This window comes from Streptomyces sp. SCSIO 30461, assembly GCF_037023745.1.
GTDB lineage: Bacteria > Actinomycetota > Actinomycetes > Streptomycetales > Streptomycetaceae > Streptomyces.
On sequence record NZ_CP146101.1, the window covers coordinates 3,910,286 to 3,936,826 of the forward strand.

Consider the following 26,541-nt stretch of genomic DNA (forward strand, 5'->3'; position numbering starts at 1 on the left):
ACAGCATGACGGACACTCAGATTGGCGCGGCAACAGCGGAGTTCATCTCCCTCAACCCGGCGTCGGGGGAGGTGGTCGGCACGTTCCCCGCCGAGGACGAGACAGCCGTGCGGCGCAAGATCCAGCGGGCCCGCGAGGCCGCCGCCTGGTGGGACGCACTCGGCCACGACGGCCGCCGGACCCGACTGCTGACCTGGAAGCGCGTCATGACCCGCCGCCGCGCGGAGATCATCGACCTGCTGCGACGCGAGAACGGAAAGGTCCGCGCGGACGCCGTCATCGAGCTCTCCGTCACCCTCACCCACGTCGACTGGGCGGCCCGGCACGCCCGCAGGGTGCTCGGCCGTAAGCGGATGACCACCGGACCCCTGATGTTCAACCAGGCCGCATCCCTGGAGTACAAGCCCTACGGAGTCGTCGGAGTCATCGGCCCCTGGAACTACCCGGTGTTCACCCCGGTCGGTTCCCTCGCCTACGCCTTGGCGGCCGGCAACGCCGTCGTCTTCAAGCCCAGCGAATTCACCCCCGCCTGCGGGAGCTGGCTCGTCGACACCTTCGCCGAGGCCGTGCCGGAACACCCCGTCCTCCAGCTCGCCACCGGGGCGGGCCCCACCGGCGCGGCACTGTGCACATCGGGCGTGGACAAGATCGCCTTCACCGGCTCCCGCGCCACCGGCTCCCGCATCCTCGCCGCCTGTGCCCCTTCCCTCACCCCGGTCCTCCTTGAACTCGGCGGCAAGGACGCCCTCGTAGTCGCGGAGGACGGCGATGTCGATGCGGCGGTCGAAGCGGCTCTGTGGGGCGGCTGCGCCAATGCGGGCCAGTCGTGCACGGGAATCGAGCGGGTATATGTCGCCGACGCCGTCTACGAGCGGTTCGTCGCCCGGCTGACCGGGCGGGCGCGCCAGATATGCGCACGCGAGGACTTCGGCCCGATCACCATGCCCGCACAGCTCGAGATCATCCGCCGCCACATCGACGACGCGCTCGAACGCGGCGGCCGCGCGCTCGTCGGCGGCCCCGAGTCCGTCAGCCCGCCCTATGTGCTCGGCCCCGTCGTCCTCACCGACGTCCCGGAGGACTCCGCCGCCCTGCGCGAGGAGACCTTCGGCCCCGTCCTGGTCGTCAACCGGGTCCGGGACGCCGAGGACGGCGTACGCCGAGCCAACGACTCCGCGTACGGGCTGGGGGCGTCACTCTTCGCGCGCCGCGGAACCACCGCCCTTGCCCGCGCCTTGCACTCCGGGATGGTCAGCGTCAACGACGTCATGGCCTTTCCCGGCGTGCCGTCGTTGCCGTTCGGCGGAGTGGGCGCCTCGGGCTTCGGCCGCATCCATGGAACCGACGGCTTGCGGGAGTTCACGGTCCCGCACGCCGTGACCCGCCGCCGCTTCCAGGCGCCGCTGGCCATCTCGACGTACGCCCGCGGTGCCAAGGACATCGCGCGGCTGGAGTGCATCGTCCGGCTCTTCGGATCCCGCTGAACGGTCCAGCCGCACCAACCGCAGATCCCAGGGGGAGAACACATGCACAACGGAGCCGCCAGACGGCTTTCACTCGGAGTGCGGCTGCACGGAGGGGAAAAGAGGGACACGGGCCTGCCGGCCCCGCCTGCGCCACCCGACCCGTACGACTACCCGTTCCTCGAATTCCTGGCCCTGGAGCTGGAGCGGGGACGCCTGGACACCCTGCTCGTACCGGAAGTGCTCCGGCTTCCGGGCGACGCACAGGACAGTGCCGCAGGCCAGGAGTTCGAGGCCACCACCTTGCTCGCCGGCCTCGCCGGAGCCACCGACCGAATAGGCATCGCCGCCGCGACCACCGCGACCCCCGGGCGGGCCGAGGCCATCGCCCGCAGGTTCGCCTCGATGGACGTACTGTCGGCGGGCAGATCCGGTTGGCAGCCCGCCCCCTCACCAGACCCGGACTCCCCGGCAGAGGAGACCGAGGACGGCGAACTGCGCCGCAAGATCACCGGAGAACTCCTCGACAAGGTCCACGGCCTCTGGGCCGCCGCGAAGCAGGACCGCCCCTCCAGCACGGTCCCGGTTCCGCAGGGCCGTCCGGTGCTCTTCCAGACGGCCGACACCGCCCCCGAACGCGCCCTGGCCATCCGTCACGCCGACGTCGTCCTCGTCGGGCGGCTGCCCCTGGAGGCGGCCCGCGCCCGCTACGCCGAGATCAAGGCCGAAGCCGCGACCCACGGCAGGCAGCCCGAGCAACTGATCGTCTGGGCAGAGCTGACGCCCCTTGTCGTGCACCACCGGGATCCGGCGCGGGGGAAACCGGACGGCGAGGTACTCGCGGGCACGCACGCGCGGATCGCCGACCAGATCGAGCAGTGGTTCGAGCTGCGGGCCTGTGACGGCTTCGCCCTGTCCTTCCCCTCCCTGCCCGGACCGCTCGTCGACTTCGTGGACCACGTGATCCCCGAACTGTGGCGGCGCGGCCTGTTCCCCAACGACTACGAGAGCCGCACGCTGCGGCAGAACCTCGGCCTGCGGTCGTACGCCCCGGCCACGGAAGGCATCCATGCCTGAACTGCTGACGCCCATGCCCGAACTGAAGACGCCCCACGTCCCGCTGCTCTTCGCCGCGCTGCCAGCCGTACACCCCGCCAGGGACAACGTGCCGTGGCAGCGGCCGCTGACCGAGGCTGCCGTCGCCGCCGAGCACGCCGGAATCGACGCCCTCGTAGTCGAGCGCGGTGCCGGTCTCCAAGAACCCGTCCTGGACCCCGTCGTCGTACTCGCGGGCCTCGCACCCCGCACCTACCGCCTCGGCCTCGTCGCCGAGGTGCCCAGCTCCTCCGGTGAACCCGAGCGGTTGGCAGGGGAGCTCGCCTCACTCGACACCATCAGCGGCGGCCGCGCGGGCTGGCTCGTCCCGGAACCCGAGGGGCAGTTCGTACCTGCATCCGACGGGCAGCTCGGAGCTGAATCCGACGGGCAGTTCGGACCGAAGCACGGGCCCGCCGAAGCATTCATTGACGAAGTCGGCGAGCACTGGAAAGGGCGACGCCCGCTCGTCCTCACCTCTTGGCCCCCCAGCCCCTCGGCGACCCGCCAGGCCGACGGCACCGTGGGCCCGCCGGCCCCATCCGGTCTCGCCCTCAAGACATTCACCGTGGCCCTCGAACCGGGCGAGGCGGTGGCCCAGAGGCTCGAGGCCGCGCTCGCCGACGGCCGCACCGACGGCCTCCTGCTCCGCTTCCCCGGCGGCAGCGCGGGATTGCTCCGCTTCGCACACGAGACCGTGCCGATGCTGCGGGACCGCGCCCTGCTGCCCGAGCGGACGGCGAGCCCCCGGCAGCTTTGGGCCCGGCTCGGACTGGAACGCCCGATCGCAGCGCCTCATGGACCCGCCGCCTGAACAGGTTCCTTCCCACTTACGAATACGAAGTACTGAAAGGCGGCCCTCGTGCGAGCAACGCCCCTGTGGAAGCAACCTCGCGGCTGGCTGGCAGTGATCGTCGGCAGCCTGCTCGCGGCAGTGATCACCATGGCCTACATCGGACCGGCATCCGATCCGCAGGCGAACGTCCGGGACCTCCCCCTGGTCCTTGTCAACGCCGACGAGGGAGTGCGCGCGGGAGACTCCGGCGTGCGGCTGGGCAGCGACATCAGCACCCAGATCGAACGGACCGCGCATCGCGACGGCCGGGTCGCCTGGCGGACCGTCGGCTCCCTGCAAGCAGCCGAGCAACTGCTCGCGCGGGACGAGGCCTATGCCGGACTCGTCCTTCCGCGCGACTTCAGCCGAAAGGCGATGTCCCTCGTCGCGCCGGACGGACGGCCGGAACGTCCCACGATGACGGTTCTCACCAACGAGGGCGCCGGAGGAGTGGCCTCCTCGATGGCCGAGAAGGCCGCCCGGCAGACCGCCGCGGAGACCTCCGCCAGCCTCGGCACACAACTCACGGAGCGCATGCAGGCCGCCAAGGCCACCGCCAGGCCCGACGCCGCCCGGCTCCTGCTGCTCCAGGACCCGGTCCGCACGCTCACCGAGCCCGGTCAGACGACCTCCGGTGCCGCGGCGGGAGGGTCCATGACCCTCTATCTGACGATCGCCGTGCTGCTGGCCGGACTGCTGCCCGCGATGCTGCTCACGATGGTGGTCGACGCCGCGCTCGGCTACGGCGCATGGGAAATGGGGCCGCGCCGCACGCTGCGGCCCCTCGTTCGCATCGCCCGTACCTCGACCTTCGCGGCGAAGGCGGGAATCGGCGCGGCCACTGGATTTGCCGCGGGCAGCGCGGTAATTGCCGTCGCGGTGTGGGGACTGGACGTGGAACCGGACCAGCCGCTGCAGCTCTGGATGTTCGCTGGCATGGCGTGCGCGGCGATCACGCAGCTGACGCTGGCGCTGTTCGCGGTCTTCGGCATGGCAGGTCAGTTGCTCGCGCTACTGACGGTGACACTACTCGGCGTCCCGCTGTCCGGCGCAACGATTCCCGTGGAGGCCCAGCCGGGGTTCGCCGCGTCGATGGGTGAGCTACTCCCGGCTCGGCACGTCACGGAGGGGATCCGCTCGCTGCTCTTCTTCGACGGGCTGGGGTCCGGCCTGGGCCGGGCTTGGGCGGTGCTCGTCATTTACGCGGTCGGGGCGTTCCTGGTCGGGCTGGTGGTGTCGCGTCTGTACGACCGGTGCGGCTTCGACCGGGCGACGCAGCTGGAACTCGCCCAGCAGCAGCCGCAGCTACCCGCGGTGGCCGCCGTTTGACCCTGGGTATTCAGCGGAATAGGTCGATCTGACTGATTGACAGTGAAAGGTGCCGCCTGAGCTGGGACGATGTGAGTGTCGAGTTCGCAGCGTGCGAGAGATCAGGGGCACCTTTCTGGTGACGCAGACTACCGGGTGGGACCGGCGGCTGTCCGTGGCTGCCGACGGGAAGGGGCTGATCGGGTATGCGGGTGCGGTGCTGCTGCGCTGGCTGGCTGGCTGGCTGGCTGACCGTACGGGACTGGCGGCCGTGCTGCCAGGGGCGGGCGGCCACGGCTGGCGCGATCGAGGTGCGGTGCTGGTGCAACTCGCGGTGGCGATCGTGATGGGGGCACGGAACCTGAGCGAGGCGGAGGCCCTGCAGGCCCACCACCAGGGCCTGTTCGGGCCGGCGGTGTCGGACTCCACGACCCGCCGCGCGCTCGCCGACCTGGACGAGCAGGCGCTGGTCGCAGCCGCATGGACAAGCACCCGCCGGTGCTCACCGGCGCCTCCACCGCGAAGATCCTCATCCGGGTGGACGGCGCGGGGGCCACTCACGGCCTCCACGAACATCTGCGGGATCGGAACACCCGGCGCCGCACGGTCCGCTTCACCACCGGCTGGACCGTCACCGCCGACGACGAGAAGGCCATCGCACGCCTGCCGAAGACCGCGTGGGAGACCTCGGTCAAGCAGGACGGCAGCGTCCAGGAAGGCTACTTCGTAGCGGAGTTGACCGGACTGAACCGCCGGGACGGGTGGATCAAGGGCATGCGGCTGATCGTCCGCCGGGGCAGGCCGTCCGGCCGGCACGTAAAGGACCTCACCGCGTTCGAGAAGCGGACGGTGTGGAAGTACTCGATCACCGCCACGAACATCTCCAAGATGCCCCGGATCCGCGGCTCCCCACCAGGATTCAGTGGCTGGATGCCCTGCACCGCCACCACGCTGTCATCGAAGACCGGGTGCGCACGAACAAGGCGATGGGCCTGCACAACCTGCCCTCGAAGTCCTGGACGGTCAACGAGGCGTGGATGCTGACCGCGAACCTCGCCGCCGACCTTCACGCCTGGCTGCGGCTGCTGACCCTGCACGACCAGGGCGAACTCGCCGACGCAGAGCCCGACACCATGCGCTTTCGCCTCTACCACCTCCCGGCCCGCCTGGCGAAACACGCCCGTCGCCGATGGCCGCGGATCGAACACTCCTGGCCGTGGGCCAATGCCCGGAAGTTAAGCGGAAACGCCGCAGGTCAAATCGGCGCCAGTGGTCGTGGTCATGGCGTCGTGATGGTTCGGAGCGTAGGCCAACGTCGCTACGAGGCAAGGCTCTTGGGTGGAGCTGGAACGGGACCCCCGGTGGAAGCAGGGAGAACGACCAAGTAATCCTGCTTCGGGGGTCCCGTTGCCCGGCAAGTGTGCCATCTCGGTGTTCACGCGCACCATCACGACTGCCCGCGGCCTGTACGCGCCCGGTCATTTGGGGGAGTTGACGCAGTACGTGCCCTTCGAGCTCGTGGAGGACGTGCTGGGCCAGACGCGCCGGGTTCAGCAGCGGCTGCGGCTGTTGCCCTTGCGGGTCGGGGTCTATTTCGTGCTGGCCCTGACGCTCTTCCCGTCGCTGGGGTATGCGCGAGTGTGGGGCAAGCTCATCGCTGGCCTACCGGCCGACCTGCGCATCGTCCCCTCGGAACGTGCGCTGGGGGAGGTCTGACGCCGACTGGGACCGGCACCGTTCCGGCTCCTGTTCGAGGTACTGGCGGGGCCCCTGGCTCCGCCGGACGCCCCCGGGGTGCGCTATCGGCAGTGGCGGACCGTGGCTTTCGACGGGTGCAGCTCGATCAGGACCCCCGACCGGCCGGGGCTGCGTGCGGTACTGGGAAAGACCCGCAACCAACTCGGAGACGCCGGCTACCCGGCAGTGCGCCTGACGGCACTGTGCGAGACGGGCACACGCGGCCTGCTCGCCGCGGCCTTCGGGCCCTTGCGCGGTGGGTGAACTGGCAGCCGCCACGGCGTTGTTGCCGGCGCTGAATCCGCAGATGCTGCTGCTGGCCGACCGGGGATTCGACTCCGACGCGTTCCTCGGCGCGGTGTCCGCCACCGGGGCCCAGTACCTGATCCGCCTCCGGTCCGCCCGCCGTCCACTCGTCGAAACGGTCCTGCCCGACGGGTCCTATCTCACCCACATCGACGGCCGCCCCGTGCGGATCATCGAGGCCACGGTCACCGCCACCTGTGCCGACGGCCAGCGGATCGGTGACTCCTACCTGCTGGCCACGAGTCTGCTCGATCCCGCCAGCAACCCGGCTGCCACCCTCGTCCGCCCCTACCACGAACGGTGGGGTGCGACACGAAGTCGCACGAGATTGAGTGAACTACCTGATCGGAGGATCGACTTGATGTCGACAGCGTAGTTCCGGGCCAGTGCTCAAGGCCCGTCCCCACTTCGACATGCGTCGCCGGTAACGGCGGGGTGTGGAGCTCGAAGGAGAAGCCCAAGGGCCCCCGTGCCATCCGGGGATTACAGGCAAGGGGAAGACCGGACGGGTGAACGCAAGTGAACCCCTGATGATGCTTCGTGATCGTGGGCCCCGCCGATGGACTGCTCCAGCGGGGTGCAGGACTGGTCGCTGAGAAGCGGCAGGCGCCGGCTGAAGACCCAACGTCAGCCGGGAGAGCATCGCCGTCCCGGAGTTTAGGGGGCACCCACCCCGGTCGTATCTCACTCGTGTGGAACGTGGAAACCCCGCTGGGGTCCGGACGCGACAGCGTCCGGTCAGCCGACCGTAAGGAAGGCCCAACTCCCCAGCGGGCACAGGATGACCCAAGAAGCCAACGCCGGTCGCCGAAAGGCAGCGGGAAACCGGGGCAGATGACCAGCGCCTCCGCTGGTCGCCTCGCATAACCGGCCGGATACGGGCTCAGCCCGGACCCGCAAGGGTGCTGACGTGGGTCAGGTGGGCCTGTGAGGACCGGATGACCATCAACGCTGAAACCGAAGGGCAAGTTGGACACCGTGGCGACAACATCTCCCGTGGCGGACACCGTCCAGGACGACAGTGCCGTCACGGCGAACGGACCTGAGGACGACATCACCGACTGGCAGTCGATCGACTGGCAGGGCGCGGAGAACGAAGTACGGCGGCTGAGGCAGCGGATCTTCACGGCATCGCAGGCAGGGGACCTCAAGAAGGTCCGCAATCTCCAGAAACTAATGCTCCGCTCCCGCTCCAACACGCTGGTGAGCGTGCGGCGGGTGACGGAGATCAACGCTGGCCGCAAGACGGCAGGGATCGACGGCCGGGTTGTCCTGCTGCCCCAGGGGAAGGCCGAACTGGCCGACTGGATGCAGCACCGGGCAGCGCCGTGGAGACCCTTGCCCGTCAGGCGGGTCTATATCCCCAAGGCCAATGGCCGTCAGCGCGGCCTCGGAATTCCCGTGATCATCGACCGGTGTCTTCAAGCCGTGACGCTGAACGCGCTGGAACCCGAGTGGGAGGCACGGTTCGAGCCGAGATCCTATGGATTTCGTCCCGGCCGTGGCTGCCACGACGCGATCGGAGCGATCTTCCTGGCCGCCAAGGGCAAGAGCCCGAAGCGCCAGTGGGTCCTTGACGCAGACCTGGCAGCGGCGTTCGACCGCATCGATCACGACCGCCTCATGGCCTCGATCGGACAGTTCCCCGCCCGGGGGCTGGTCGAGCAGTGGCTCAAGGCGGGAGTACTCGACCGCGGCGTTCTCGCCCCGACCGAGGAGGGGGTTCCGCAAGGCGGGATCATCTCCCCGGCGCTGATGAACGTGGCCTTGCACGGGATGGAAGAGGCTGCCGGAGTCCACTACCGGCTCACCGGCCCACGGGCTGGTGAACTGGCAGTCGGCTCGCCGACTCTGGTCAGGTACGCCGACGACCTGGTGGTGCTCTGTCACAGTCGTGACGAGGCGCAACAGGTCAAGGAGCGGCTCGCCCGGTGGCTCAGGCCCCGGGGTCTGGCCTTCAACGAGGACAAGACGCGCATCGCGCACCTCGACGAGGGCTGCGACTTCCTGGGCTTCACCGTCCGCCGCTACCACGGCATGCTGCTGATCAAGCCGAGCAAGGCATCCGTGCGACGGATCCGGGCACGGCTCGCCGCCGAGGTGCTGGCCCTTCGGGGGCAGAACGCGGCGGCGATGATCGCCAAGCTCAACCCGATCATCCGGGGCTGGGCTGCCTACTTTCGGGGAGTGGTCTCCAGTGAGGTGTTCGCCTCGCTGGACAACCATGTGTGGAGGCTGGTCTACAAGTGGGCCCGCCACACACACCCGAACAAGCCGAACGGCTGGGTGACCTCCCGGTATTTCGGCCGGTTCAACGAGTCCCGGCAGGACCGGTGGGTGTTCGGTGACCGCGAGAGCGGCCGCTACCTCACCAAATTCGCCTGGACCAGGATCGTCAGACATCAACTCGTCGTCAAAGGGGCGTCCGTGGACGACCCGGCGCTGACCGAGTACTGGACCTCGCGGCGACGCAGGAACAAGCCCCCGCTCAGCACGCGCCTGCTGAGTCTGCTCCAAGGACAGCACGGCCGGTGCCCGCTCTGCGGAACGCTTCTCCTGCACGCCGACCAGCAGCCGCAGAGCCCCCAGGAATGGGAGCAGTGGCTGCGGGCGATCCGGACGGCGGTACGCGCAAACGCGCTCACCGCCGAAGCGGACGGAAGCCAGTCCGACGATCCCGTCGCCTTCCGACTCACCCACGTTCACTGCCACCGCTGGCGCGGCGGCAGTGAACCACGCTGACCAGCCATTCTGTCAAGCCCCGGGTTTCGTGGAGTGTGAGTTAGCTGGTTTTCTGGAGTGACGCAGGGGGTTCAGCTGCGGAGTAGGCAGCCTCGTGCTCGGCCGGGGTGATGTGGCCGAGCTCGCCGTGGAGGCGGCGCTGGTTGAACCAGTCGATGTACTCGGCGACGGCGATCTCGATGTCGTTGATGCCGGTCCACGGTCCCTTGTTGCGGATCAGTTCGGCCTTGAAGAGGCTGTTGAACGCCTCGGCCAGGGCATTGTCATACGAATCGCCTCGTGAGCCGACCGAAGCCACAGCAGCCTCTTCCGCGAGGCGTTCGGTGTAGCGGATAGCACGGTATTGAACGCCGCGGTCCGAGTGATGCGTGAGACCAGTGAGGTCGGCGCCGGTGTGCCGGCGGCGCCAGATCGCCATCTCCAGCGCGTCGAGGGCGAGGTCGGTGTAAAGGGTGGTAGCGACCTGCCAGCCGACGACCATGCGGGAGAAGACGTCGATGACGAAGGCGGCGTAGACCCAGCCGGAGAAGGTTCTGATGTAGGTGATGTCGGCAACCCACAGCTGGTTCGGTGCAGTTGCGGTGAACTGCCTCTCGACCAGGTCGGCGGGCCGGTCGGTCTCGGGAGCGGGCCGGGTGGTGCGCGGGCTCTTGGCCCGGATCACTCCGCGAAGTCCTGCCGCCCGCATGAGACGTTCGACGGTGCAGCGGGCCACCTTGTGTCCCTCGCGGACCAGAGCGGCATGGACCTTGCGGGCCCCGTAGACCCCGTAGTTGTCGGTGTGGATCCGGCGTATCTCCTCGGTGAGCTCCGCATCGCGCAGGCTGCGGGCCGACGGCGGACGGCCCTGAGCGGCGTAGTAGGTGCTCGGCGCGATCGGCGCGTCCGTCTCGGCGAGGACGTCACAGATCGGCTGGACGCCGAACGTCTCCTTGTACTGGTCGATGTAGGCGACCTTCATCGCAGTGGACGGTCCAGCTCCGCGGCGAAGAAAGCCGAGGCGGACTTCAGTATCGCGTTCGCCCGTCGCAGTTCCTTCACCTCCCGCTCCAGTTCCGCGATCCGGGCGGCCTCTGTGCCCGTGGTCCCTGGCACGACGCCCTCGTCGGCCTCGGCCCGCTTGACCCACCCCCGCAGAGCCTCGGGGTGCACGTCCAGCTGGTCGGCGATGCGCTTGATCGCCCCGGCCCTGCCGACCGGGTCCTTGCGGGCCTCGACCGCCAGACGCGTCGCGCGTTCACGCAGTTCGTCGGGGTACTTACGGGGAGCAGCCATGATCGGCATCCTTCCGGGTCTTCGATGTCTCCATCAAACCCGGGGCGATTCATTCTGGCTGCCCGTGGGCCTTCAGGGCCTGCTTGAGCCGGATGCGGTTAACGCCGCCCGTCCGGTTCTGAGGGGGGTGCGGCGCAGCAATGCGCCGCACCTACCCGACAGGCCGAGTCCGCCTTCTACGCCCTGCGACACACTCTGCAAGCAGGGCTGGTCCTGCGCTCGTGCGATCCGCCCAGCCTGGAGCAGGAGATGTGGGCCGGCCTGATCGTCTATCAACTGCTGCGCAGGGTCATGACGGACGCGGCCCTGGCCCGCGAAGGGGCGGATCCGGACCGGATGAGTTTCACCGTGGCCCTGGAATGCGCCCGCGACCAGGTGGCCCTCGCCTCCGGCATCGAGTACACCGGTCTTACCGCTGACGGGACGATCGACGCCGCCGTGCTGGAGTCCCCGATGCCTCCGCGGCGCCTGCGCGTCAGCGCGCTGAAGGTCAAGTGCAGCACCTCGCGCTACGCGTCCCGGGCTTACGACGAACGCTCTACGACCAGTATGAACGTCACAAACCTGGCCATCGACATCCACGACGGGCACGTCCCCTTCGCCATCCCCGAAACGCCCGCGCCCGCCGGTGGCGGGCCGCATCCATCGTCCCAAGTGTCGCGCAGGGAGCAGGTCATCCAGCTGCTGCTGACCCACCCTGCCCGCTCCTGGACCGCCCGGGAGATCGCCTACGCACTCGGCTACCCCAAGCACAAGGTCATCGCCGGGCAGTTGTACCAGTGGGCGATCACCGGGGTGCTCGAACGCACCGCTCCCGGCACTTACACGGTGGCCCCCGCCTGGACCGATCCAGCCCACCCAGGACGAGCCGGGCATACCAGCAAGGAACGCACTATCGCGCTTCTGCGCGCCAACCCGGACCGCTCTTGGAAGGCCCGCGAGATCATCGACGCCCTCGAGTATCCCCCAGCCCGCCACCGTGGTCTGGTTAACGAGCTATGCCGTTGGGTACGGGACGGCATCCTCGAACGAACCAGCCCCGGCAGCTACAAGCTCCCCAACCCCATCGATTTGACCTGCGGCGTTTCCGCTTAACTTCCGGGCATTGGGCCGTGGGCCGACGCCTTCACCACCGCCTGGCGACGACTCGGCGCCCTCCCCGTTCCCTGAACCGGGTGCGACCCACTCCGACGAAGACTGGAAAGGAGCCGGCCAGCACACCCCGGGAGACGTGGAACCCCGGCGGATGGTGTTGAGCGACGATGAACGCGACCTGCTGAGGCTGGTCGCGCAGGCCGGCGGGCCGGTGTGGATGTCCGAGTGTTTCCCGGTGCTGAACCCGGCCGAGCCAGGCATGGATGAGAATCATCCCGGCCACGAGGCGTGGACCGAGCGGCAGATGGCGTGGTACGGGGTCTCGATCAGCCTGTAGAAACAGGGCCTGGTCCGTGTCGTGGTGCCGGCCGACGGCAGCCGCGGCAGCCCACCGACGAAGGGCGTGCCGCTCTGGCCGCTGCGGACGTGTGAGCCGCACGGCGGAGTGCTGCCGCCCGGGAAGCGGCCGGGAGACGCCAACCGGATCGTGCTGACGACGAAGCTCTCTGATCCCTGGCTTCGTCCGTCAGCACGGCGCGTCGGGCAGCGCCCGGTTACTGCGGCAGTGTGTGGCCGATGTGGTCTTTCCACAGGGTGCGGGCGTGGCCGAGGTGGAGCAGGGCGATGTACCACCACAGGTCTGCCTGGGCGTCGTCGCCCGTGCTGGCGAGGGTGGTGCGGTGCGCGGCGGCCTGGGCTTCCTGCAGCGCGCAGTTCACGCGCCACCACTCTGCCGCGGTGCCGTCTGTGGAGCGGATGCTGCCGCGGGTGGTCTCACCGGCGGCTTCCCACAGGGCCTGCAGGGTATAGCGCAGGGACCGTTCCTCCAGCGCGGTGATGTCGGCGTGCGGGAGGGTGGGGTCGATGACGACGCGGCCCCAGGCGTTGATGTGCTCGGCGATCAGCGCGAGCGTGACGGGACGCGGCGGGACCGGGGGAACGTCTACCGCCGTCCCGCCGACGGCGGGAGCGTGCGGTGAGGGGTCGAGCAGGCCGGCCTGGACCAGCAGCCGGGCGGTGGCCGCACAGGCGTCCTCGCGGCGGTGGAAGGGGCAGTGTTCGGGCTGCATCGGCTCCTTCTTCTCGTGGGGGAGCGCGCCATGCTAGCCCCCGTCCGGGGCGCGGCCGGGCCGGCTATCGGTCGAGGGCGGTGATCCCGGCCTCGAGGGCCTTTTGCGTGCCCAGTGCGATGCTGCCGGATGCGCCGATGCGGGCCAGGGCATCCCACTGCGCGGGGGTGACCACCGCGTGGACCTTCGTGTCCTCCAGCGGGCCGACGGAGCCGTCGGGGCGCTGGCCGAACTCGGTGGTGCGGCCGGTCCACATCTCGGTGAGCTGTTCGAGCATGCGCCGGTGCCATTCCTCGGGCAGGGGCCCGTGTTTCTCGGCGGCTGCCTGGGCGATCACGTGTGCGGCGGCGCCGGAGCGCCCAGTTCGCGGACGATGAGTGCGAGGCGCTTGGCGAGGCCGTCGAGGGTGGCCGCGTACGCGTCGCTGCCGCTGTACAGCGTGCCGTGCACGTCCCGGTGCATCTCGTCGCTGATGCACTCGGCCGCGACCTCCTCGATGGGCCGCTGCTGGATCTCGGCCGCGCGGCGCAGGCGCCTGGCGCTCTGGCCGGTCAGGCGGACGGTCAGGTCAGCTCGGCGTGCTCGCCCACGGCGTCGTGGGCAGGGCGTGGTGCGGGGGTGTCCATGGGCGCTGACCGTAGTACCCGGCCGCCCGCGAGCGCAGCGCCTTCGCCCCGTGCAGTGTGCTCGGCGGGCTCCGCGGTCGCCGTCCTTCCGCCGGGATCGAGCACGTCGGGTGGGGCGGTGGTGTCCGTCTGCGGACTTGGGAGGAGTTGGTCGAGCCAGTCGCGGGCGGCTCAGGCGGCGCGGCGGATCACCTGCTCGTCGGCTCCGACGCGGGTGTGGACCCCGATGGTCCGGTTGATGCGGGCGTTGACGTCGCGGTGTGTGGTGCCGGTGGCCGCAACGAGCTGGTTCACCATCGCGGTCAGCCGCATGCGCGGCTCGGGCCCGGTGTCGATCTCGTCGTCCCAGACCGCGTCCGGCTCCTGGTCGATCTCCGATTCGAACGCCGCGCACCGGCCGCAGAAGTCGAAGATGCCGCCGACTTCGGCCTTGCCGCAGGCCAGACACACGTAGCCGTCGCAGGTCACGCAGAGGCTGGAGGCGCTGTCCGCCTCGCGGCCCCAGGCGCGTTCCTGGGAGATGCACTGGCCGGTGCACGGCCGGGGGACGTAGTGCACCACGGCCGGGGCCGGCTGCGCCTGTCCGGCTGTGTTTCGTTGCCGGCTTCTTCGAGGACATCGCCCGCACCGGGGAGATCCGCCGCTTCAGCATGCTCAGCTCTGCCACCCCCGCCCAGTGCGGGAGAGCCGGGCCGGGCGAGGGCGCGGGATATGGGTCACTGAGGCTCGGCGTCCGTCAGCGCGTAGACGTACATGTCGCGGCGCTCCGCCCCCACTTTCTGCCAGCTGCGCAGCAAGCCCTCCCGGGTGTAGCCGGCCTCCTCGGCGGTGCGACAGGACGCGGTGTTCCACGGTTCTACGAAGAGTTGGAGCCGGGGGATCCGCAGCTCGTCGCGAGCCCATGCGCTGACGGCCCGCAGAGCTGCCGAGGCGGCGCCGTGGCCACGCGCGGACTTCGCGACCCAGTAGCCGAGCGTGGCGCGACCCTCCGAGACCTCGTTCAGCCACAGCCCGATCGTGCCCAGCGGACGGTCGTCCGCGGCGCGGGCAATCACGAAGGGGTACCCAGTCCCTCCGGTCGTCCGCTGCCACTGCCGGCGGACGAAGGCTATGCCCTCCTCGCGGGAGTACACGGCAGGGACCGTGGTGATCAGCGGGATATACGCGTCATCCGCAGCCTCCCGTACTAGGGAGCGTATTGCGTCCTGATCAATGTGCGGGATCTGCCTTCGCGGAAGGGTCTGGACGGGTAGACCTTCTTGGGTGACGCGAGTGCAACTGACGGATGCGGAGTGGGAGTTCATCGAGCCGTATGTGCCGATCGGCGAGTACGGCCCGTATCCGGAACGGCTGCGGCAGCAGTTCGAGGGCGTGATTTGGCGGTTCAAGACGGGCGGGCAGTGGCGTGAGATGCCGCAGGAGTTCGGTGCCTGGTCGACCGTCCACAACCGGTTCCGGCAGTGGCGTGATGCCGGGGTCTTCGGGGCCCTGATGGAGGGCCTGATCGCGGAAGCCGCGAAGCGGGGTGAGGTGGATCTGTCCCTGGTCAGCATCGACTCCACCACCGCCCGGGCCCATCACGACGCAGCCGGGATGCATCTGGACCAAGACGTCCTCACAGCCTTGGAGAAGGCTGCCGCCGAGGCGGAGAAGACCAGGTCAAAGGGGGCGACTGCGACGAACAAACCGGGCAGGGGGCCGAAGGCGATCCCGAGCGGGAAGAGCGACGGCGCATCCGGCGACGGCGGAAACTCCGGCTGAAGGCCGCCCTCCTCGGACGCTCCAGGGGCGGGCAGACCAGCAAGATCCATGTCGCCGGCGACCGCAAGTGCCGCCCGCTGGCGTTCATTCTGACCGCGGGACAGGCCGCCGACAGCCCGCAGTTCATCCCCGTCCTGAACAAGGTACGGGTGCGTGGACCCGTCGGCCGTCCCCGCACCCGGCCGGACGCGGTCGCCGGGGACAAGGCCTACTCGTCCCGCGGAAACCGCGCCCACCTGCGTAAACGCCGTATCAAGGCGGTCATCCCGGAGAAGAAGGACCAGGCCGCCAACCGGAAGAAGAAGGGCTCCAGAGGCGGCCGACCCGTCAGCCACGACGCCGACCTCTACAAAGAGCGGAACACCGTCGAACGCCTGATCAACAAGCTCAAGGCCTGGCGAGGCATCGCCACCCGATACGACAAGACCCCTGACAGCTACCTCGCCGGCCTCCACCTACGCGCCTCGATGATCTGGCTCAGAGATCTCACCCGGACCACTTGATGATCACGACGCAATACGCTCCCTAGGTCCAGGTCGTCGAGTTGCCAGGGCCGCAGAACTAGCTCGTCACCGGCACGCATCTGAGGAACGTCGGAGGGGAGATTCATGTCTCCATCCTGCCCCACGGGCGGAAGGCACCGGGCGCGCCCGCCTCGCCACCAGCGAGCTGGAGCATGCGTTTGAGGCTGGCCGACGTCAGAGCTGGACGAGCAGGAGGTCGAGAGTGCCCTCGCGCTGCTGGACTCGATGAGCACCGGCGATTCGCCTGACCGGCACGACGAGTACCGCGAGTCGCTACTGAACTTGATTGGGTGATGTCGGAGCCGTTTGCCTGACGGCGGCCGGTCCGCTCCGGTAGCCCTGGAGCGTGAGGTACGCGCAGGGCGGCGGGTTGACCGACGTCGGGAGGGCCGCGAGGGAGCGGGTGCGGCTGCAGGCCGTCGAACGTTTCGAGGGCGGGCAGAAGAACAGGGAGATCGCTGCCGCGCTGCGGGTCAGCGAGCGGTCGGTGGAGCGGTGGCGCCGCCAGTGGCGCGAGCGCGGTGAAGCGGGGGTTCTGTCGAAGGGATCGCCGAGGCGACCGAGGCTCAGCGACGCGTAGATCGCGCGGCTGGAACGGGAGTTGGAACGTGGGCCGCTGGTCCATGGCTGGGCTGATCAGCGGCGGACGCTGGCGCGGATCAAGACGTTGATCGGCCGGCTGTTCCATGTGAGCTACACGGTGGAGGGCACGTGGCTGCTGCTGAAGCGTCACGGCTGGTCCTGGCAGCAGCCGGCCCGGCGGGCGATCGAACGTGACGACTCGGCGGTCGAGGTCTGGAAGAAGGAGACATGGCCGCGGGTAAGAGCACCGCGGCGGCGTGTGACGGCTGGATCGTCTTTGAGGACGAAGCCGCTCGTCGTACTCATCAGGTGACTCCTTCGTGGAGGCTCACACCTGATTCATGACACTCCCGGCTGTTCGGCTGGTGGACCGTGTGGTGTTGGGAGACCTGACGGCGGTTTATCCGCCGGAGTTGGTGGATGTGGTCCTGTCCAAGACGGAGTCGCGGGAGGCCCGGGTCCGGCTGTTACCTGCGCGGCTGATGGTGTACTTCATGCTCGGCAAGGCGTTGTTCTCCCCGGATCCGTACCGGGAGGTGCTGCGCAAGCTGGCGGAGCCGGCCCGGCGGGATGGCGGGTGGGGTGGGTGGCGCATCCCGGACAAGGCAGCGGTTTTCCGGGCGCGGAAGAACCTCGGTGTCGCCCCGTTGCGTGAGCTGTTGGCACAGGTGGGGCCGGGAGTGGCGGACGAGTCGACGCCGGGGGCGTTCTGGCGGGGACTGCGGTTGATGGCGATCGACGGCACCACGCTCGAGGCGGCCGACACTGCGGCCAACGAGGAGGCGTTGGGTCGGCCGGCGGCCCGGACGGGGGGACCGTCGGGGTACCCACTGGCCCGGGTGGTGGCGCTGATCGAGTCCGGGACGCATGTGGTCACCGATGCCGAGGTCGGGCATTACCGGTCCGGTGAACGGGGCCTGGCGGCCGAGCTCGCCCGCAGCCTGCGGCCGGGGATGCTGGTACTGGCAGACCGGGGCCTGCCCGGGGTGCATCTGTGGAAGCAGCTCGCGGCAACCGGCGCCGACCTGCTGTGGCGGGTGCCCAAGCTGTGGAAACTGACACCCGAACAGGTCCTCGCGGACGGTTCGTGGATCGCCACCGTGCACGGCGGCCGGGGCCGCAGCAGGCAACCGGTCCAGGACGTGCGCGTCCGGGTGGTCGAGTACGTCCTGGACGATGCCGGCCGCGCCCCGGACGAGCACTACCGACTCGCCACCACGCTCATGGACCCAACCGCGGCCCCAGGCCGGGAACTGGCCGCGCTGTACGCGGAGCGGTGGGAAGCGGAGACCACCCTGGCCGAATGGAAGACCACCCAGATCGGCTCCGGCAACGTGCTGACCAGCAAGAGCCCCGACCTGGTAGAGCAAGAGATCTACGCGCACCTGGCCGTTCACACCGCACTGCGGTCCCTGATGCACACCGCAGCCCTCCACCACGCCACCCCGATCGATCCCGACCGGCTGTCCTTCGCCGCCGCCCTGCGCGCCGCCCGCCGCAGCGTCACTTCGCTGACCGGCGCTTTTCCCCCCCTGAGCACCTGACCGCCGAGATCACCCACTTCTGCACCGAGCTGTGGCAGGAAATCAACCCACCCCGACGGCTGCGGACCGTCCTACGCCAGGTCAAACGCAAGATGTCCAAGTTCCCAGCCTGGAACCCCGGCCGTCCCAAACCTGTACAACCGACCAGGACGTCACACCAAGCAGTCAAGATCATCCCAGCCGTGAAACCGCCACCGGATCCCTAAAGTCAACGGCATTGAGCTTAAATCCAATGTCGTTGACATAGGTTGCTGATGGTGGTTCAACGGATACAGGGGGTGGTGTCCGTGGCTGTTCGGCTGGTGGACCGTGTGGTGTTGGGAGACCTGACGGCGGTTTATCCGCCGGAGTTGGTGGATGTGGTCCTGTCCAAGACGGAGTCGCGGGAGGCCCGGGTCCGGCTGTTACCTGCGCGGCTGATGGTGTACTTCATGCTCGGCAAGGCGTTGTTCTCCCCGGATCCGTACCGGGAGGTGCTGCGCAAGCTGGCGGAGCCGGCCCGGCGGGATGGCGGGTGGGGTGGGTGGCGCATCCCGGACAAGGCAGCGGTTTTCCGGGCGCGGAAGAACCTCGGTGTCGCCCCGTTGCGTGAGCTGTTGGCACAGGTGGGGCCGGGAGTGGCGGACGAGTCGACGCCGGGGGCGTTCTGGCGGGGACTGCGGTTGATGGCGATCGACGGCACCACGCTCGAGGTGGCCGACACTGCGGCCAACGAGGAGGCGTTGGGTCGGCCGGCGGCCCGGACGGGGGGACCGTCGGGGTACCCACTGGCCCGGGTGGTGGCGCTGATCGAGTCCGGGACGCATGTGGTCACCGATGCCGAGGTCGGGCATTACCGGTCCGGTGAACGGGGCCTGGCGGCCGAGCTCGCCCGCAGCCTGCGGCCGGGGATGCTGGTACTGGCAGACCGGGGCCTGCCCGGGGTGCATCTGTGGAAGCAGCTCGCGGCAACCGGCGCCGACCTGCTGTGGCGGGTGCCCAAGCTGTGGAAACTGACACCCGAACAGGTCCTCGCGGACGGTTCGTGGATCGCCACCGTGCACGGCGGCCGGGGCCGCAGCAGGCAACCGGTCCAGGACGTGCGCGTCCGGGTGGTCGAGTACGTCCTGGACGATGCCGGCCGCGCCCCGGACGAGCACTACCGACTCGCCACCACGCTCATGGACCCAACCGCGGCCCCAGGCCGGGAACTGGCCGCGCTGTACGCGGAGCGGTGGGAAGCGGAGACCACCCTGGCCGAATGGAAGACCACCCAGATCGGCTCCGGCAACGTGCTGACCAGCAAGAGCCCCGACCTGGTAGAGCAAGAGATCTACGCGCACCTGGCCGTTCACACCGCACTGCGGTCCCTGATGCACACCGCAGCCCTCCACCACGCCACCCCGATCGATCCCGACCGGCTGTCCTTCGCCGCCGCCCTGCGCGCCGCCCGCCGCAGCGTCACTTCGCTGACCGGCGCTTTTCCCCCCTGAGCACCTGACCGCCGAGATCACCCACTTCTGCACCGAGCTGTGGCAGGAAATCAACCCACCCCGACGGCTGCGGACCGTCCTACGCCAGGTCAAACGCAAGATGTCCAAGTTCCCAGCCTGGAACCCCGGCCGTCCCAAACCTGTACAGCCGACCAGGACGTCACACCAAGCAGTCAAGATCATCCCAGCCGTGAAACCGCCACCGGATCCCTAAAGTCAACGGCATTGAGCTTAAATCGCAAGCTAAGTGGCGAAGTAGGTGTTCGTTGCGATCTTCAGTCCGTGGTCGGAGAGCACACGGCAGATCGGCTCGCCCCGAACACCTTCTTGAACTCGTCGATGAACGCTATGAGCGCTTCGACGGCCGGTCGAGCTCGGCCGTGATGAAAGCCGGCCTGTCGTGCAGTCGTGAGGACGCCGCCGACGGGACCTGCCCGCGGTCCCTCGAAGAGACGCGCGCGTGTCGTCGGCCCGGACGATGGGGCTCAGGCCCCGACGACGGCGCCGAAGTGCCCCATGGGGAACGGGTGCCCCGGTGGGGTCAGCGCACTGGCTGGTTCACCCGCTCGATCTGCTGCGTGCCCTTGCGGGTCCGGTAGGAGCGGATCCAGGTGGCCGTTGCGTTCGCCTGCGTCCGGTCGGACAGGATGTAGTAGTCCATCTGCGAGCGTTCGGACGTCACATCCATGATCCCGTATCCGTGGTTGTCCAGGTCGGCCCACTTCACGTGGCGGTTGGCCAGCTTGATGGCGGTGCTCGCGGCCCGTGAGACCGTACCGGGAGCCACGTGCAGGACGTCGTCCAGGTTCTCGGTGGTCACAGAGGCCACCACGAACTCGGTGGCTGCCGACTCGGAGAACGGGTACGTCGCCGCCTTCACGGGGACGTCGTTCGCCCAGGCCGTGTGGACGTCGCCGGTCAGGAAGACGGTGTTCTCGATGCCCTGGTGTGTCAGATGTTCGAGCAGTTCCCTGCGGTCGTCCGTGTAGCCGTCCCACTGGTCCACGTTGACCGCGAGGCCTCCCTTGGCAAGGCCCAGCACCTCGATGAGCGGCCCGAGGAGATGGGCCGCGAGTGAGCCGAAGGCGATCGGCGAGATCATCACCGATGTGCCCACCAGCTTCCAGGTCGCGTCCGAAGACGCCAGGCCTGCTTTCAGCCAGTCGAGCTGCGCTCGGCCGGTGATCGTACGGTTCGGGTCGTCGACTTTGCCGCTGCCCACCGACGCAGGCTGTGAACGGAACGAGCGCAGATCCAACAGGTGCAGGTCGGCGAGCTTGCCGAAGCGCAGGCGGCGGTAGACGGTGCCCTCGATGGCGGTGCGCACGGGCATCCACTCGAAGTAGGCCCGCTTGGCGGCCGCGGCGCGGTCGGCGTAGTCGCCCTCGGCGCCTGGGGTGTGGTTTTGGGCACCGCCCGCCCAGTTGTTGTTCGCTGTCTCGTGGTCGTCCCAGATCGCGATGACCGGGTGGGCGGCATGCATCGCCTGGAGGTCGGCGTCCGTCTTGTACTTGGCGTGCCGGATGCGGTAGTCGGAGAGTGTCAGGATCTCGTGCCGGGGCTCGTGCCGCCGTACGACGTACTTCTCGGCCGGGAGGTGGCCCGTCCCGTACTCGTAGATGTAGTCACCGAGGTGGATGACGGCGTCCAGATCGGCGCGGACAGCCAGGTGCCGGTAGGCGGCGAAGTATCCGGACTCCCAGTTGGCGCAGGAGACCACGCCGAAGCGCAGGCCGGGAGCGGTGGAGTCGGCGGCGGGAGCGGTGCGGGTGCGCCCCACGGGGGAGCGCGCGGTGCCGGAAGCGAACCGGTAGTAGTAGGCGGTGGCCGGGCTGAGCCCTCGTACGTCCGCCTTGACCGTGTGGTCGTCGGTGGCCGTCGTGGTGGTGCGGCCTCGGGCTACGACACGGGCGAATTCCTTGTCCTCCGCCACCTCCCAGTCCACGTCGGTGTCCGGGCCGCTGCCGGAACCGGGCACGGAATCCGGGGTTGGGGTGACCCGGGTCCACAGGAGCACGCCGTCGGGAAGCGGGTCCCCGGAGGCGACTCCGTGGAGGAACACAGGGGCCGGTTCGGTTGTGAGAGCGGAGGAGGCGGAAGCGGTGCCGGTCATGACTGACCCGGCGATTGCGGTGCCGGCAGCGGCCTTGACGACCGTGCGGCGGCTCGTGGTGGTGCTGGCTCCGTTAGTCACGTCCGGTGAGGCTACTGACTGGTTAAGCCAACTGGTAGGCGTTTTATGGGAAGTTCATGCTTCTGTTGCCGGGCGGGGTGCCCTGAGGAACTGTCAAGATCGGCATAGGAGTCCTTTCCGACGTGTCATGCCGGCCCGATAGTCGGGCCGGCATGGAGGCGAAGCCCCAGGCAGATGGGCCTCGAGTACCATGCGCGGGCCGTGGAGGAGCCCTGGCAGCGGCGCTTCCTCCGTCGTGTCCGTGCCGCACCCGGAGCCGACCCCCGGGATCCGCAGCGGTGACGCGCGCCGGGGCGGGATGCTGGGCGTCTGCCCACAGACCACCGCGGGAAGGGTTCGCCCGTCTCCGGCTCAGTCGACCTCCACAGCCGTTCCGTAGCGGATGCGCTCCAGCCGTCTGCCCTTCGTCTCACGCACCCGGACGTACACGAAGGCGAGCGACACGGTGGCGAACAGCGCGTAGAGGCCGTAGGCGAGCGTCAGATTCCAGGTCGACAGCGGCGGGAACGAAACGGTGATGGCCCAGTTCGCGGCCCACTGGGCGGCCGTGGCCACACCGAACTCGTCCGCTCTGATCCGGCCGGGGAAGATCTCGCCCGGCGGGACCCAGACGACGGCACCCCAGGGCAGCGCGAAGAACAGCACGACCGGTCGGCCAGCCTGCCGACGGTCGACGCCCCGACGGCACAGCCGACGAGAGCGGCGGCGACGACCTGGCCGAGCAGACCGGGAGCGATGTCGTGCCGGCTCTGGATCGCCTCCACGGCACCGTGGACGACCGAACTGTCATAGTCGAACAGGAACCCCCGTGGAGGCCGCCCCGGAGATCAGCACGACCCGTCTCAGACCACCTGGTGGCAGTCGGACGTCCGGTGGGACGCGGGTGGAGGCCATCGGTGTCCCTCCCGTCTGTCGGCCCCTCGCCGATGTCGGATCCGTCAGGCGGGCAGAAGGCCGCCATGCCGGGCTGTGCGCAGGGCCTGAGCCACGATCGTCAAGGTAGGGTTGACCGCCGCGGACGAAGGGAAGAACCCGGCATCCACCACGAACAGGTTCCGCACGTCGTGGCTGCGGCAGTACCCGTCGAGGACCGAGGTGAGGGGATCCGTCCCCGCGACGACCGTGCCGCACTGGTGCCCGACGGCCGCGAGGCCCATGGTGCGGAACGAGGTCAGCGGATACCCGGCGTCGCGCATGTGGGACCGCACCGTCGACACCAGCCGGTGGTGCGCGCGGACGTTCCTCGCCCGCCGGTCGACGACGATCCTGCCTCCGCGGAGCACGACCCGGTTGCCCGGGTCCGGCAGGTCCTCCGACATGACCCACCAGTCCACGCTGCGCCGCAGCAGCCAGGCCAGGACGGGACCGGGCACGTAAGGGTAGAGGCCCGCCACGGCCGGCGGGTAGACCTTCCCCATGAGCTGCAGATTGCCCATCGGGTAGGGGAATCCCGGTCCACCGTGGTAGAAGTCGTTCACCGCCAGCGTCTTCTGGTAGCGCACGGTGTTCCTGCGTCGAGGGTCGACGGCGAGGACCACGCTGTTGTTGTGCAACATGAGGTTGCGTCCGACGAGCCCGCTGCTGTTGGCAACGGTGTGGTTCCCGGCCCCGGCGGGAGACCGCAGAAGCAGCACGGCGCTGTTGACGGCCCCGCACGACACGACGACCACGCCGGCCCGGACCCGCACCGTGCGTCCGGCGCGCACAGCACTGATCCCGGTGACGCGTCTCCCCGTGGGGTCCGTGTGCAGGCGTGTGGCGCGCGTCCCGGTCAGGAGCCGGACCGTGTCACTTCGCAGGGCGGGCCGCATGGCCACGACTTCGGCGTCGCTCTTCGCGCTCACGAGGCAGGGGAAGCAGTCGCACGTGCCGCAGCGCACACAGGGCTCGCCCGGTCCGCGCTGTATCCCGAGTTCGAGGTGGTGCGGATGCAGTCCCCCTCGCTCCAGCGCAGCGGACAGTTCGGCGATCACGGGTTCGTGCGCCAGGGGCGGATACGCGAACGGAGTGCTCCGGGGCGGCTCCGTCGGGTCGACACCGCTCCGCCCGTGCACCTTGAAGAGCCGCTCGGCTTCCCCGTAGTAGGGCTCCAGATCGGTGTACGCGAAGGGCCACGCCGGTGACAGGCCGTCTAGGTGTTCGACGACGCCGAAGTCGCTCTCGCGCATCCGGACCAGCGCCGCGCCGTAGATCTTCGTTGCTCCCCCCACGTTGTAGTAGGCCATGGGCCGGAAGCGTTCTCCCGAGGGAGTGCTCCAGGTCTCGGTCGTGTCGTACCGCCGCTGCCCGAGGACGGCCTCAGGCTCCCAGTTCTCCGGCTCGTGCGGGAGGAAGTCGCCGCGCTCCAGGACGAGGACACGCGCCCCGCTGTCGGCCAAGGCCAAGGCGGTCGTCGCCCCGCCGGCTCCCGATCCCACGACGGCGACGTCGGCCCGGTACTCGTCCTGGTCCGCGACCACGACGGGAGGGGTCCCGGGACCCCAGACGGCGCTCACGGGACCTTCCCCGCGGATGTCTCAGGGTTCTCGGGCCGGAACAGACGGGCAGGGGTGTCCTCCTCATAGGCCAGTCCGGTCGGCGCGGAGACGAGTTCGAGGTACAGGCCCACCGGCGTCGAGAAGTAGATCCAGCGGGTACCGGCAATGGGTCCCCCGTCGACGACGTCGGACTCCCCCAACGGCACCACCCCTTGCTGCCGTTCGAGGTAGGCGAACGAGGCATCGAAGTCCTCCGTCCACACGGCCAGGTGATGACCTCCCCAGTCGCTGTTCCTCGGATGGCGGCGTCGCTGGTCGGGGGCCCGGTACTCGAAGAGTTCGATGTTGGTGGTCGGTCCGAACCGGAGCATGGCGATCTCCATGGCTGCGTGCTCGTGCACGTGGAGGTGGTCGGACATCCACGAGCCGTCGGGGTCCGAGACGGTTCCCAGGCGGTACAGCACCTCGGCTCCCAGGACCTCGGTGAAGAAGGCGACGGCGGACGACAGGTCCGGGACGGTCAGCCCGAGATGGTGCACCCCGGTGGCCCCGGGTATCCGGATGTACGGGGGCTGCGTCATGGATGCCTCCTGGTGTGGGAGGGTCGGATCGGTTCAGGCGTCCCCGAGCACGACGGAGACCTTTACGTCCTCCGGGTGGTGGCGGATGGCGTACTCGGCCTCCTCCAGAGGAAGGCGTCTCGTGACGAACCTAGGCAGCCAGTTCACCGGGGCGGCAAGCAGGGCGTCCTGCGCCTGCTGGAAGTGCCGCGGTCCCGCGCTGACCGAACCGAAGACGGACTGGTTGCCGAGAACCATGGACCGGCTAGACACCGGCGCGGCCATGCCGTCGTCGGCGGCGATGCCGAGCAGGCACAGGACGCCGTGGGGCGCCAGCCCTCGGGAGATGCCGGAGATCACCTCCGGAGCCGCGGTGGTCTCGACCACGACGTCGGGTCGGACCCGGCGTGCCACCTCGTCGGCACGGCCGGAATGGAAATGGGCCCCCAGGTCCCTCACGAGAGCCGCCCGGAGCCCGCCGTCGCGGTCGAAGACGTGGATCTCCCGTTCCCGCTGACGGGCGAACAGCGCTGCGAGCAGACCGATGGGCCCGGCGCCCGTCACGAGCACACGCTCGGATGCGCTCCAGAACCCGGCTTCCAGCTGGGCGATCGTCTCCCACGCCTTCGCCACCACGCTGGCCGGTTCGATCAGGATGCCCACATCCCGCAGGTTCTCGGCGACGGGGACGAGATGCTCGGGCCGGGCCGTCCACAGCTCGCTGCCGTAGCCGTCGAGCGCGGTGATGCCCGTCTCGGTGTAGCGGCCGTTGAGGCACCCGTGGGCCTCTCCGGCGGAGCAGGCCGCGCACGGCTCGGGGTCCGGCCGTCGCACCACCCCGATCACCAGGGTTCCCTCGCGCAGGGGATGGGCCGAGGGGGGCGCCCGACTCACCCGGCCCAGGCCCTCGTGGCCGAGGACGAACCAGGATCGTCCGGGGGGCGGTGTGCCGAAGTGTCCGGAGCAGATTTCGCGATCCGTCCCGCAGATTCCCAATTCCAGTCCCGACACCAGGACTTCGTCATCCAGGGGGCACGGATCTGGCATTTCACTGATCCGCATACCGGGTCTTCCGCTCCCGCATACGGTGATAGCGCGCATGACATCACCAGATCGAAAACACGGTGTACTCCGTTTTTCACCGTACGCCGCCGTGCCGTGCTCCTCAAGGGTTCGCCCCCCACCCGGACGGCCGCGTCGCCGCTCGCGGGGTGCCGAGGATACCAGACGTCGGGTGGCGGGGTTCCTCCGCGGCCGGTGTCGCCGCCGACCTCCGCCAGCGGCCTGACGCGCCCGCACGTCGCCGTGCCCCGATCCCATCCGACGGCCCCGTCCGGGAGGCGCCGACCGTCTCCGGCTGCGGTGCGGGAGCTCCAGGCGTGGCCACGGGAAGTCGGGCAGCTGCGGGGTTGGGAGGCAGGGGTGGCGCTGCCGGTGACCGGTCCGCTTGCCACGTCGGGCAGTCTGCGTGTGGACGCGGTGTTCCGTGCCCCGGAGGATGGGGTGCCGTTGCCGGTCGTGGAGGTGGACTGCCACAACGAGCCGGCTGCCACGGTCGCGGCGAAGATCGAGCGGCTCCGCGCGTACTTCCTGGAGACGCGCCAGGAGCGGGACTCCGCACGTGATGTCTGTCCGCCGCTGGCACTCGTGCTCGCCAAGGGCGTGGGACTGGATGCCCTGACCGATGCCGAGAGTGGGCTTGAATCCCGGCGCGCGATGTCCTGGGCGTGTCCGTCATGCGGCAGGGACGTGGACCCCGCCTACCCGACACGGCCGGCTACCAGCCTCCTGAGGGCGGCCCGGGCACGATACGCGAGCGGGCACGATGCGAGCTGGAGGCTGCGCGGGAACGCACAGGCATCATGGGCCGACTGC

Annotated in this window: 25 protein-coding genes and 3 pseudogenes; 16 read left to right on the forward strand and 12 right to left on the reverse strand. The window is 69.3% G+C overall.

Annotated elements, in window-relative coordinates; translation table 11 throughout:
* Positions 1-5 precede the first annotated feature (5 nt).
* The 10 genes from V1460_RS17245 to ltrA all read left to right on the forward strand — a co-directional run bounded on the left by V1460_RS17245 (position 6) and on the right by ltrA (position 9,486).
* Entirely contained in the window at positions 6-1,484 is a 1,479-nt protein-coding gene (locus V1460_RS17245) for an aldehyde dehydrogenase family protein (RefSeq protein WP_338674574.1), read from the forward strand.
* A gap of 42 nt (positions 1,485-1,526) precedes the next feature.
* A complete protein-coding gene (locus V1460_RS17250) occupies positions 1,527-2,540 on the forward strand; it encodes an LLM class flavin-dependent oxidoreductase (RefSeq protein ID WP_338674575.1) in 1,014 nt (337 codons plus the stop codon).
* Positions 2,533-3,372 (forward strand): LLM class flavin-dependent oxidoreductase, encoded by an 840-nt coding sequence (locus V1460_RS17255; RefSeq protein ID WP_338674576.1) that lies wholly within the window; start codon positions 2,533-2,535, stop codon positions 3,370-3,372. The genes V1460_RS17250 and V1460_RS17255 overlap by 8 nt, the downstream gene beginning before the upstream one ends.
* A 48-nt stretch (positions 3,373-3,420) precedes the next feature.
* Positions 3,421-4,722 carry an ABC transporter permease gene (locus V1460_RS17260; protein ID WP_338674577.1) on the forward strand — a complete coding sequence of 434 codons (1,302 nt, stop codon included), beginning with the start codon at positions 3,421-3,423 and terminating at the stop codon, positions 4,720-4,722.
* A 459-nt stretch (positions 4,723-5,181) separates the two neighbouring features.
* A complete protein-coding gene (locus V1460_RS17265; RefSeq protein WP_338674578.1) occupies positions 5,182-5,745 on the forward strand; it encodes a hypothetical protein in 564 nt (187 codons plus the stop codon).
* Positions 5,688-6,089 (forward strand): transposase, encoded by a 402-nt coding sequence (locus V1460_RS17270; RefSeq protein ID WP_338674579.1) that lies wholly within the window; start codon positions 5,688-5,690, stop codon positions 6,087-6,089. The genes V1460_RS17265 and V1460_RS17270 overlap by 58 nt, the downstream gene beginning before the upstream one ends.
* Before the next feature lie 43 nt (positions 6,090-6,132).
* A complete protein-coding gene (locus tag V1460_RS17275; RefSeq protein ID WP_338674580.1) occupies positions 6,133-6,417 on the forward strand; it encodes a transposase domain-containing protein in 285 nt (94 codons plus the stop codon).
* A 78-nt stretch (positions 6,418-6,495) separates the two neighbouring features.
* Positions 6,496-6,702: a hypothetical protein gene (locus V1460_RS17280; RefSeq protein ID WP_338674581.1), complete on the forward strand. Its 207-nt coding sequence runs from the start codon at positions 6,496-6,498 to the stop codon at positions 6,700-6,702.
* Positions 6,695-7,120, forward strand: coding sequence for a transposase (locus tag V1460_RS17285; RefSeq protein WP_338674582.1), 426 nt, complete (start codon positions 6,695-6,697; stop codon positions 7,118-7,120). The genes V1460_RS17280 and V1460_RS17285 overlap by 8 nt, the downstream gene beginning before the upstream one ends.
* 620 nt (positions 7,121-7,740) lie before the next feature.
* Positions 7,741-9,486, forward strand: a complete 1,746-nt coding sequence (gene ltrA / locus V1460_RS17290; RefSeq protein WP_338674583.1) for a group II intron reverse transcriptase/maturase — start codon at positions 7,741-7,743, stop codon at positions 9,484-9,486.
* Between the two features lie 40 nt (positions 9,487-9,526).
* Here the strand turns inward: ltrA and V1460_RS17295 are convergent.
* Positions 9,527-10,761 (reverse strand): IS3 family transposase gene (locus tag V1460_RS17295; protein ID WP_338671464.1). Its coding sequence is split into 2 segments (ribosomal slippage): positions 9,527-10,482 and positions 10,482-10,761, totalling 1,236 coding nucleotides; the frame shifts between segments, so codons are not numbered across the junction.
* A 249-nt stretch (positions 10,762-11,010) separates the two neighbouring features.
* Between V1460_RS17295 and V1460_RS17300 the strand changes: the two genes are divergently transcribed.
* Together V1460_RS17300 and V1460_RS17305 are read left to right on the forward strand one after the other, a co-directional pair.
* The gene (locus tag V1460_RS17300; protein ID WP_338674584.1) at positions 11,011-11,856 is read left to right on the forward strand and encodes a hypothetical protein; all 846 of its coding nucleotides are present in this window, start codon (positions 11,011-11,013) and stop codon (positions 11,854-11,856) included.
* A 151-nt stretch (positions 11,857-12,007) separates the two neighbouring features.
* Positions 12,008-12,193, forward strand: coding sequence for a hypothetical protein (locus V1460_RS17305; RefSeq protein WP_338674585.1), 186 nt, complete (start codon positions 12,008-12,010; stop codon positions 12,191-12,193).
* A 217-nt stretch (positions 12,194-12,410) separates the two neighbouring features.
* Here V1460_RS17305 and V1460_RS17310 read toward each other — a convergent pair whose 3' ends face one another.
* The 5 genes from V1460_RS17310 to V1460_RS17330 form a co-directional block, all read right to left on the reverse strand.
* Positions 12,411-12,926, reverse strand: coding sequence for a hypothetical protein (locus tag V1460_RS17310; RefSeq protein ID WP_338674586.1), 516 nt, complete (start codon positions 12,924-12,926; stop codon positions 12,411-12,413).
* A gap of 64 nt (positions 12,927-12,990) precedes the next feature.
* Positions 12,991-13,263 (reverse strand): hypothetical protein, encoded by a 273-nt coding sequence (locus tag V1460_RS17315; protein WP_338674587.1) that lies wholly within the window; start codon positions 13,261-13,263, stop codon positions 12,991-12,993.
* Positions 13,260-13,388, reverse strand: a complete 129-nt coding sequence (locus tag V1460_RS17320; RefSeq protein ID WP_338674588.1) for a hypothetical protein — start codon at positions 13,386-13,388, stop codon at positions 13,260-13,262. The genes V1460_RS17315 and V1460_RS17320 overlap by 4 nt, the downstream gene beginning before the upstream one ends.
* A gap of 335 nt (positions 13,389-13,723) precedes the next feature.
* A complete protein-coding gene (locus tag V1460_RS17325) occupies positions 13,724-14,113 on the reverse strand; it encodes a hypothetical protein (RefSeq protein WP_338674589.1) in 390 nt (129 codons plus the stop codon).
* A gap of 155 nt (positions 14,114-14,268) precedes the next feature.
* Entirely contained in the window at positions 14,269-14,856 is a 588-nt protein-coding gene (locus V1460_RS17330) for a GNAT family protein (RefSeq protein WP_338674590.1), read from the reverse strand.
* Here V1460_RS17330 and V1460_RS17335 point away from each other — a divergent pair.
* From V1460_RS17335 to V1460_RS17350, 4 genes and pseudogenes are all read left to right on the forward strand, one after another.
* Positions 14,816-15,816, forward strand: a pseudogene (locus tag V1460_RS17335) (IS5 family transposase). The gene V1460_RS17330 and the pseudogene V1460_RS17335 overlap by 41 nt on opposite strands.
* Positions 15,817-16,183: 367 nt before the next feature.
* A pseudogene (locus tag V1460_RS17340) lies at positions 16,184-16,732 on the forward strand (winged helix-turn-helix domain-containing protein).
* Positions 16,733-16,760: 28 nt separating this feature from the next.
* Positions 16,761-17,963 carry an IS4 family transposase gene (locus V1460_RS17345; RefSeq protein WP_338674591.1) on the forward strand — a complete coding sequence of 401 codons (1,203 nt, stop codon included), beginning with the start codon at positions 16,761-16,763 and terminating at the stop codon, positions 17,961-17,963.
* A gap of 287 nt (positions 17,964-18,250) precedes the next feature.
* A complete protein-coding gene (locus V1460_RS17350; RefSeq protein ID WP_338672683.1) occupies positions 18,251-19,435 on the forward strand; it encodes an IS4 family transposase in 1,185 nt (394 codons plus the stop codon).
* A 541-nt stretch (positions 19,436-19,976) separates the two neighbouring features.
* Here the strand turns inward: V1460_RS17350 and V1460_RS17355 are convergent.
* The 6 genes and pseudogenes from V1460_RS17355 to V1460_RS17375 all read right to left on the reverse strand — a co-directional run bounded on the left by V1460_RS17355 (position 19,977) and on the right by V1460_RS17375 (position 25,767).
* A complete protein-coding gene (locus V1460_RS17355) occupies positions 19,977-21,629 on the reverse strand; it encodes an alkaline phosphatase D family protein (RefSeq protein ID WP_338674592.1) in 1,653 nt (550 codons plus the stop codon).
* Positions 21,630-21,980: 351 nt separating this feature from the next.
* Complete coding sequence (locus tag V1460_RS17360) at positions 21,981-22,274, reverse strand: MFS transporter (protein ID WP_407077473.1); 294 nt, start codon at positions 22,272-22,274, stop codon at positions 21,981-21,983.
* Between the two features lie 2 nt (positions 22,275-22,276).
* Positions 22,277-22,523: pseudogene (locus V1460_RS36390) on the reverse strand (MFS transporter); the annotation flags it as partial.
* Positions 22,524-22,567: 44 nt separating this feature from the next.
* On the reverse strand, positions 22,568-24,124 hold the full coding sequence (locus V1460_RS17365; RefSeq protein WP_338674593.1) for a GMC family oxidoreductase: 1,557 nt from the start codon (positions 24,122-24,124) through the stop codon (positions 22,568-22,570).
* Positions 24,121-24,687 carry a VOC family protein gene (locus tag V1460_RS17370; protein ID WP_338674594.1) on the reverse strand — a complete coding sequence of 189 codons (567 nt, stop codon included), beginning with the start codon at positions 24,685-24,687 and terminating at the stop codon, positions 24,121-24,123. Before V1460_RS17370 ends, V1460_RS17365 begins: the two co-directional genes overlap by 4 nt.
* A 33-nt stretch (positions 24,688-24,720) precedes the next feature.
* Complete coding sequence (locus tag V1460_RS17375) at positions 24,721-25,767, reverse strand: alcohol dehydrogenase catalytic domain-containing protein (RefSeq protein WP_338674595.1); 1,047 nt, start codon at positions 25,765-25,767, stop codon at positions 24,721-24,723.
* Positions 25,768-26,541 lie beyond the last annotated feature (774 nt).

What these genes read in the sequence shown, in the direction of transcription:
- V1460_RS17245 (WP_338674574.1), top strand. Translation starts at nt 6, where the DNA reads ATGACGGACACTCAGATTGGCGCGGCAACAGCGGAGTTCATCTCCCTC.
- V1460_RS17250 (WP_338674575.1), top strand. Translation starts at nt 1,527, where the DNA reads ATGCACAACGGAGCCGCCAGACGGCTTTCACTCGGAGTGCGGCTGCAC.
- V1460_RS17255 (WP_338674576.1), top strand. Translation starts at nt 2,533, where the DNA reads ATGCCTGAACTGCTGACGCCCATGCCCGAACTGAAGACGCCCCACGTC.
- V1460_RS17265 (WP_338674578.1), top strand. Translation starts at nt 5,182, where the DNA reads ATGGACAAGCACCCGCCGGTGCTCACCGGCGCCTCCACCGCGAAGATC.
- V1460_RS17270 (WP_338674579.1), top strand. Translation starts at nt 5,688, where the DNA reads ATGGGCCTGCACAACCTGCCCTCGAAGTCCTGGACGGTCAACGAGGCG.
- V1460_RS17300 (WP_338674584.1), top strand. Translation starts at nt 11,011, where the DNA reads ATGTGGGCCGGCCTGATCGTCTATCAACTGCTGCGCAGGGTCATGACG.
- V1460_RS17305 (WP_338674585.1), top strand. Translation starts at nt 12,008, where the DNA reads ATGGTGTTGAGCGACGATGAACGCGACCTGCTGAGGCTGGTCGCGCAG.
- V1460_RS17310 (WP_338674586.1), bottom strand. Translation starts at nt 12,926, where the DNA reads ATGCAGCCCGAACACTGCCCCTTCCACCGCCGCGAGGACGCCTGTGCG.
- V1460_RS17320 (WP_338674588.1), bottom strand. Translation starts at nt 13,388, where the DNA reads ATGCACCGGGACGTGCACGGCACGCTGTACAGCGGCAGCGACGCGTAC.
- V1460_RS17330 (WP_338674590.1), bottom strand. Translation starts at nt 14,856, where the DNA reads ATGAACTCCCACTCCGCATCCGTCAGTTGCACTCGCGTCACCCAAGAA.
- V1460_RS17345 (WP_338674591.1), top strand. Translation starts at nt 16,761, where the DNA reads ATGACACTCCCGGCTGTTCGGCTGGTGGACCGTGTGGTGTTGGGAGAC.
- V1460_RS17370 (WP_338674594.1), bottom strand. Translation starts at nt 24,687, where the DNA reads ATGACGCAGCCCCCGTACATCCGGATACCCGGGGCCACCGGGGTGCAC.
- V1460_RS17375 (WP_338674595.1), bottom strand. Translation starts at nt 25,767, where the DNA reads ATGCGCGCTATCACCGTATGCGGGAGCGGAAGACCCGGTATGCGGATC.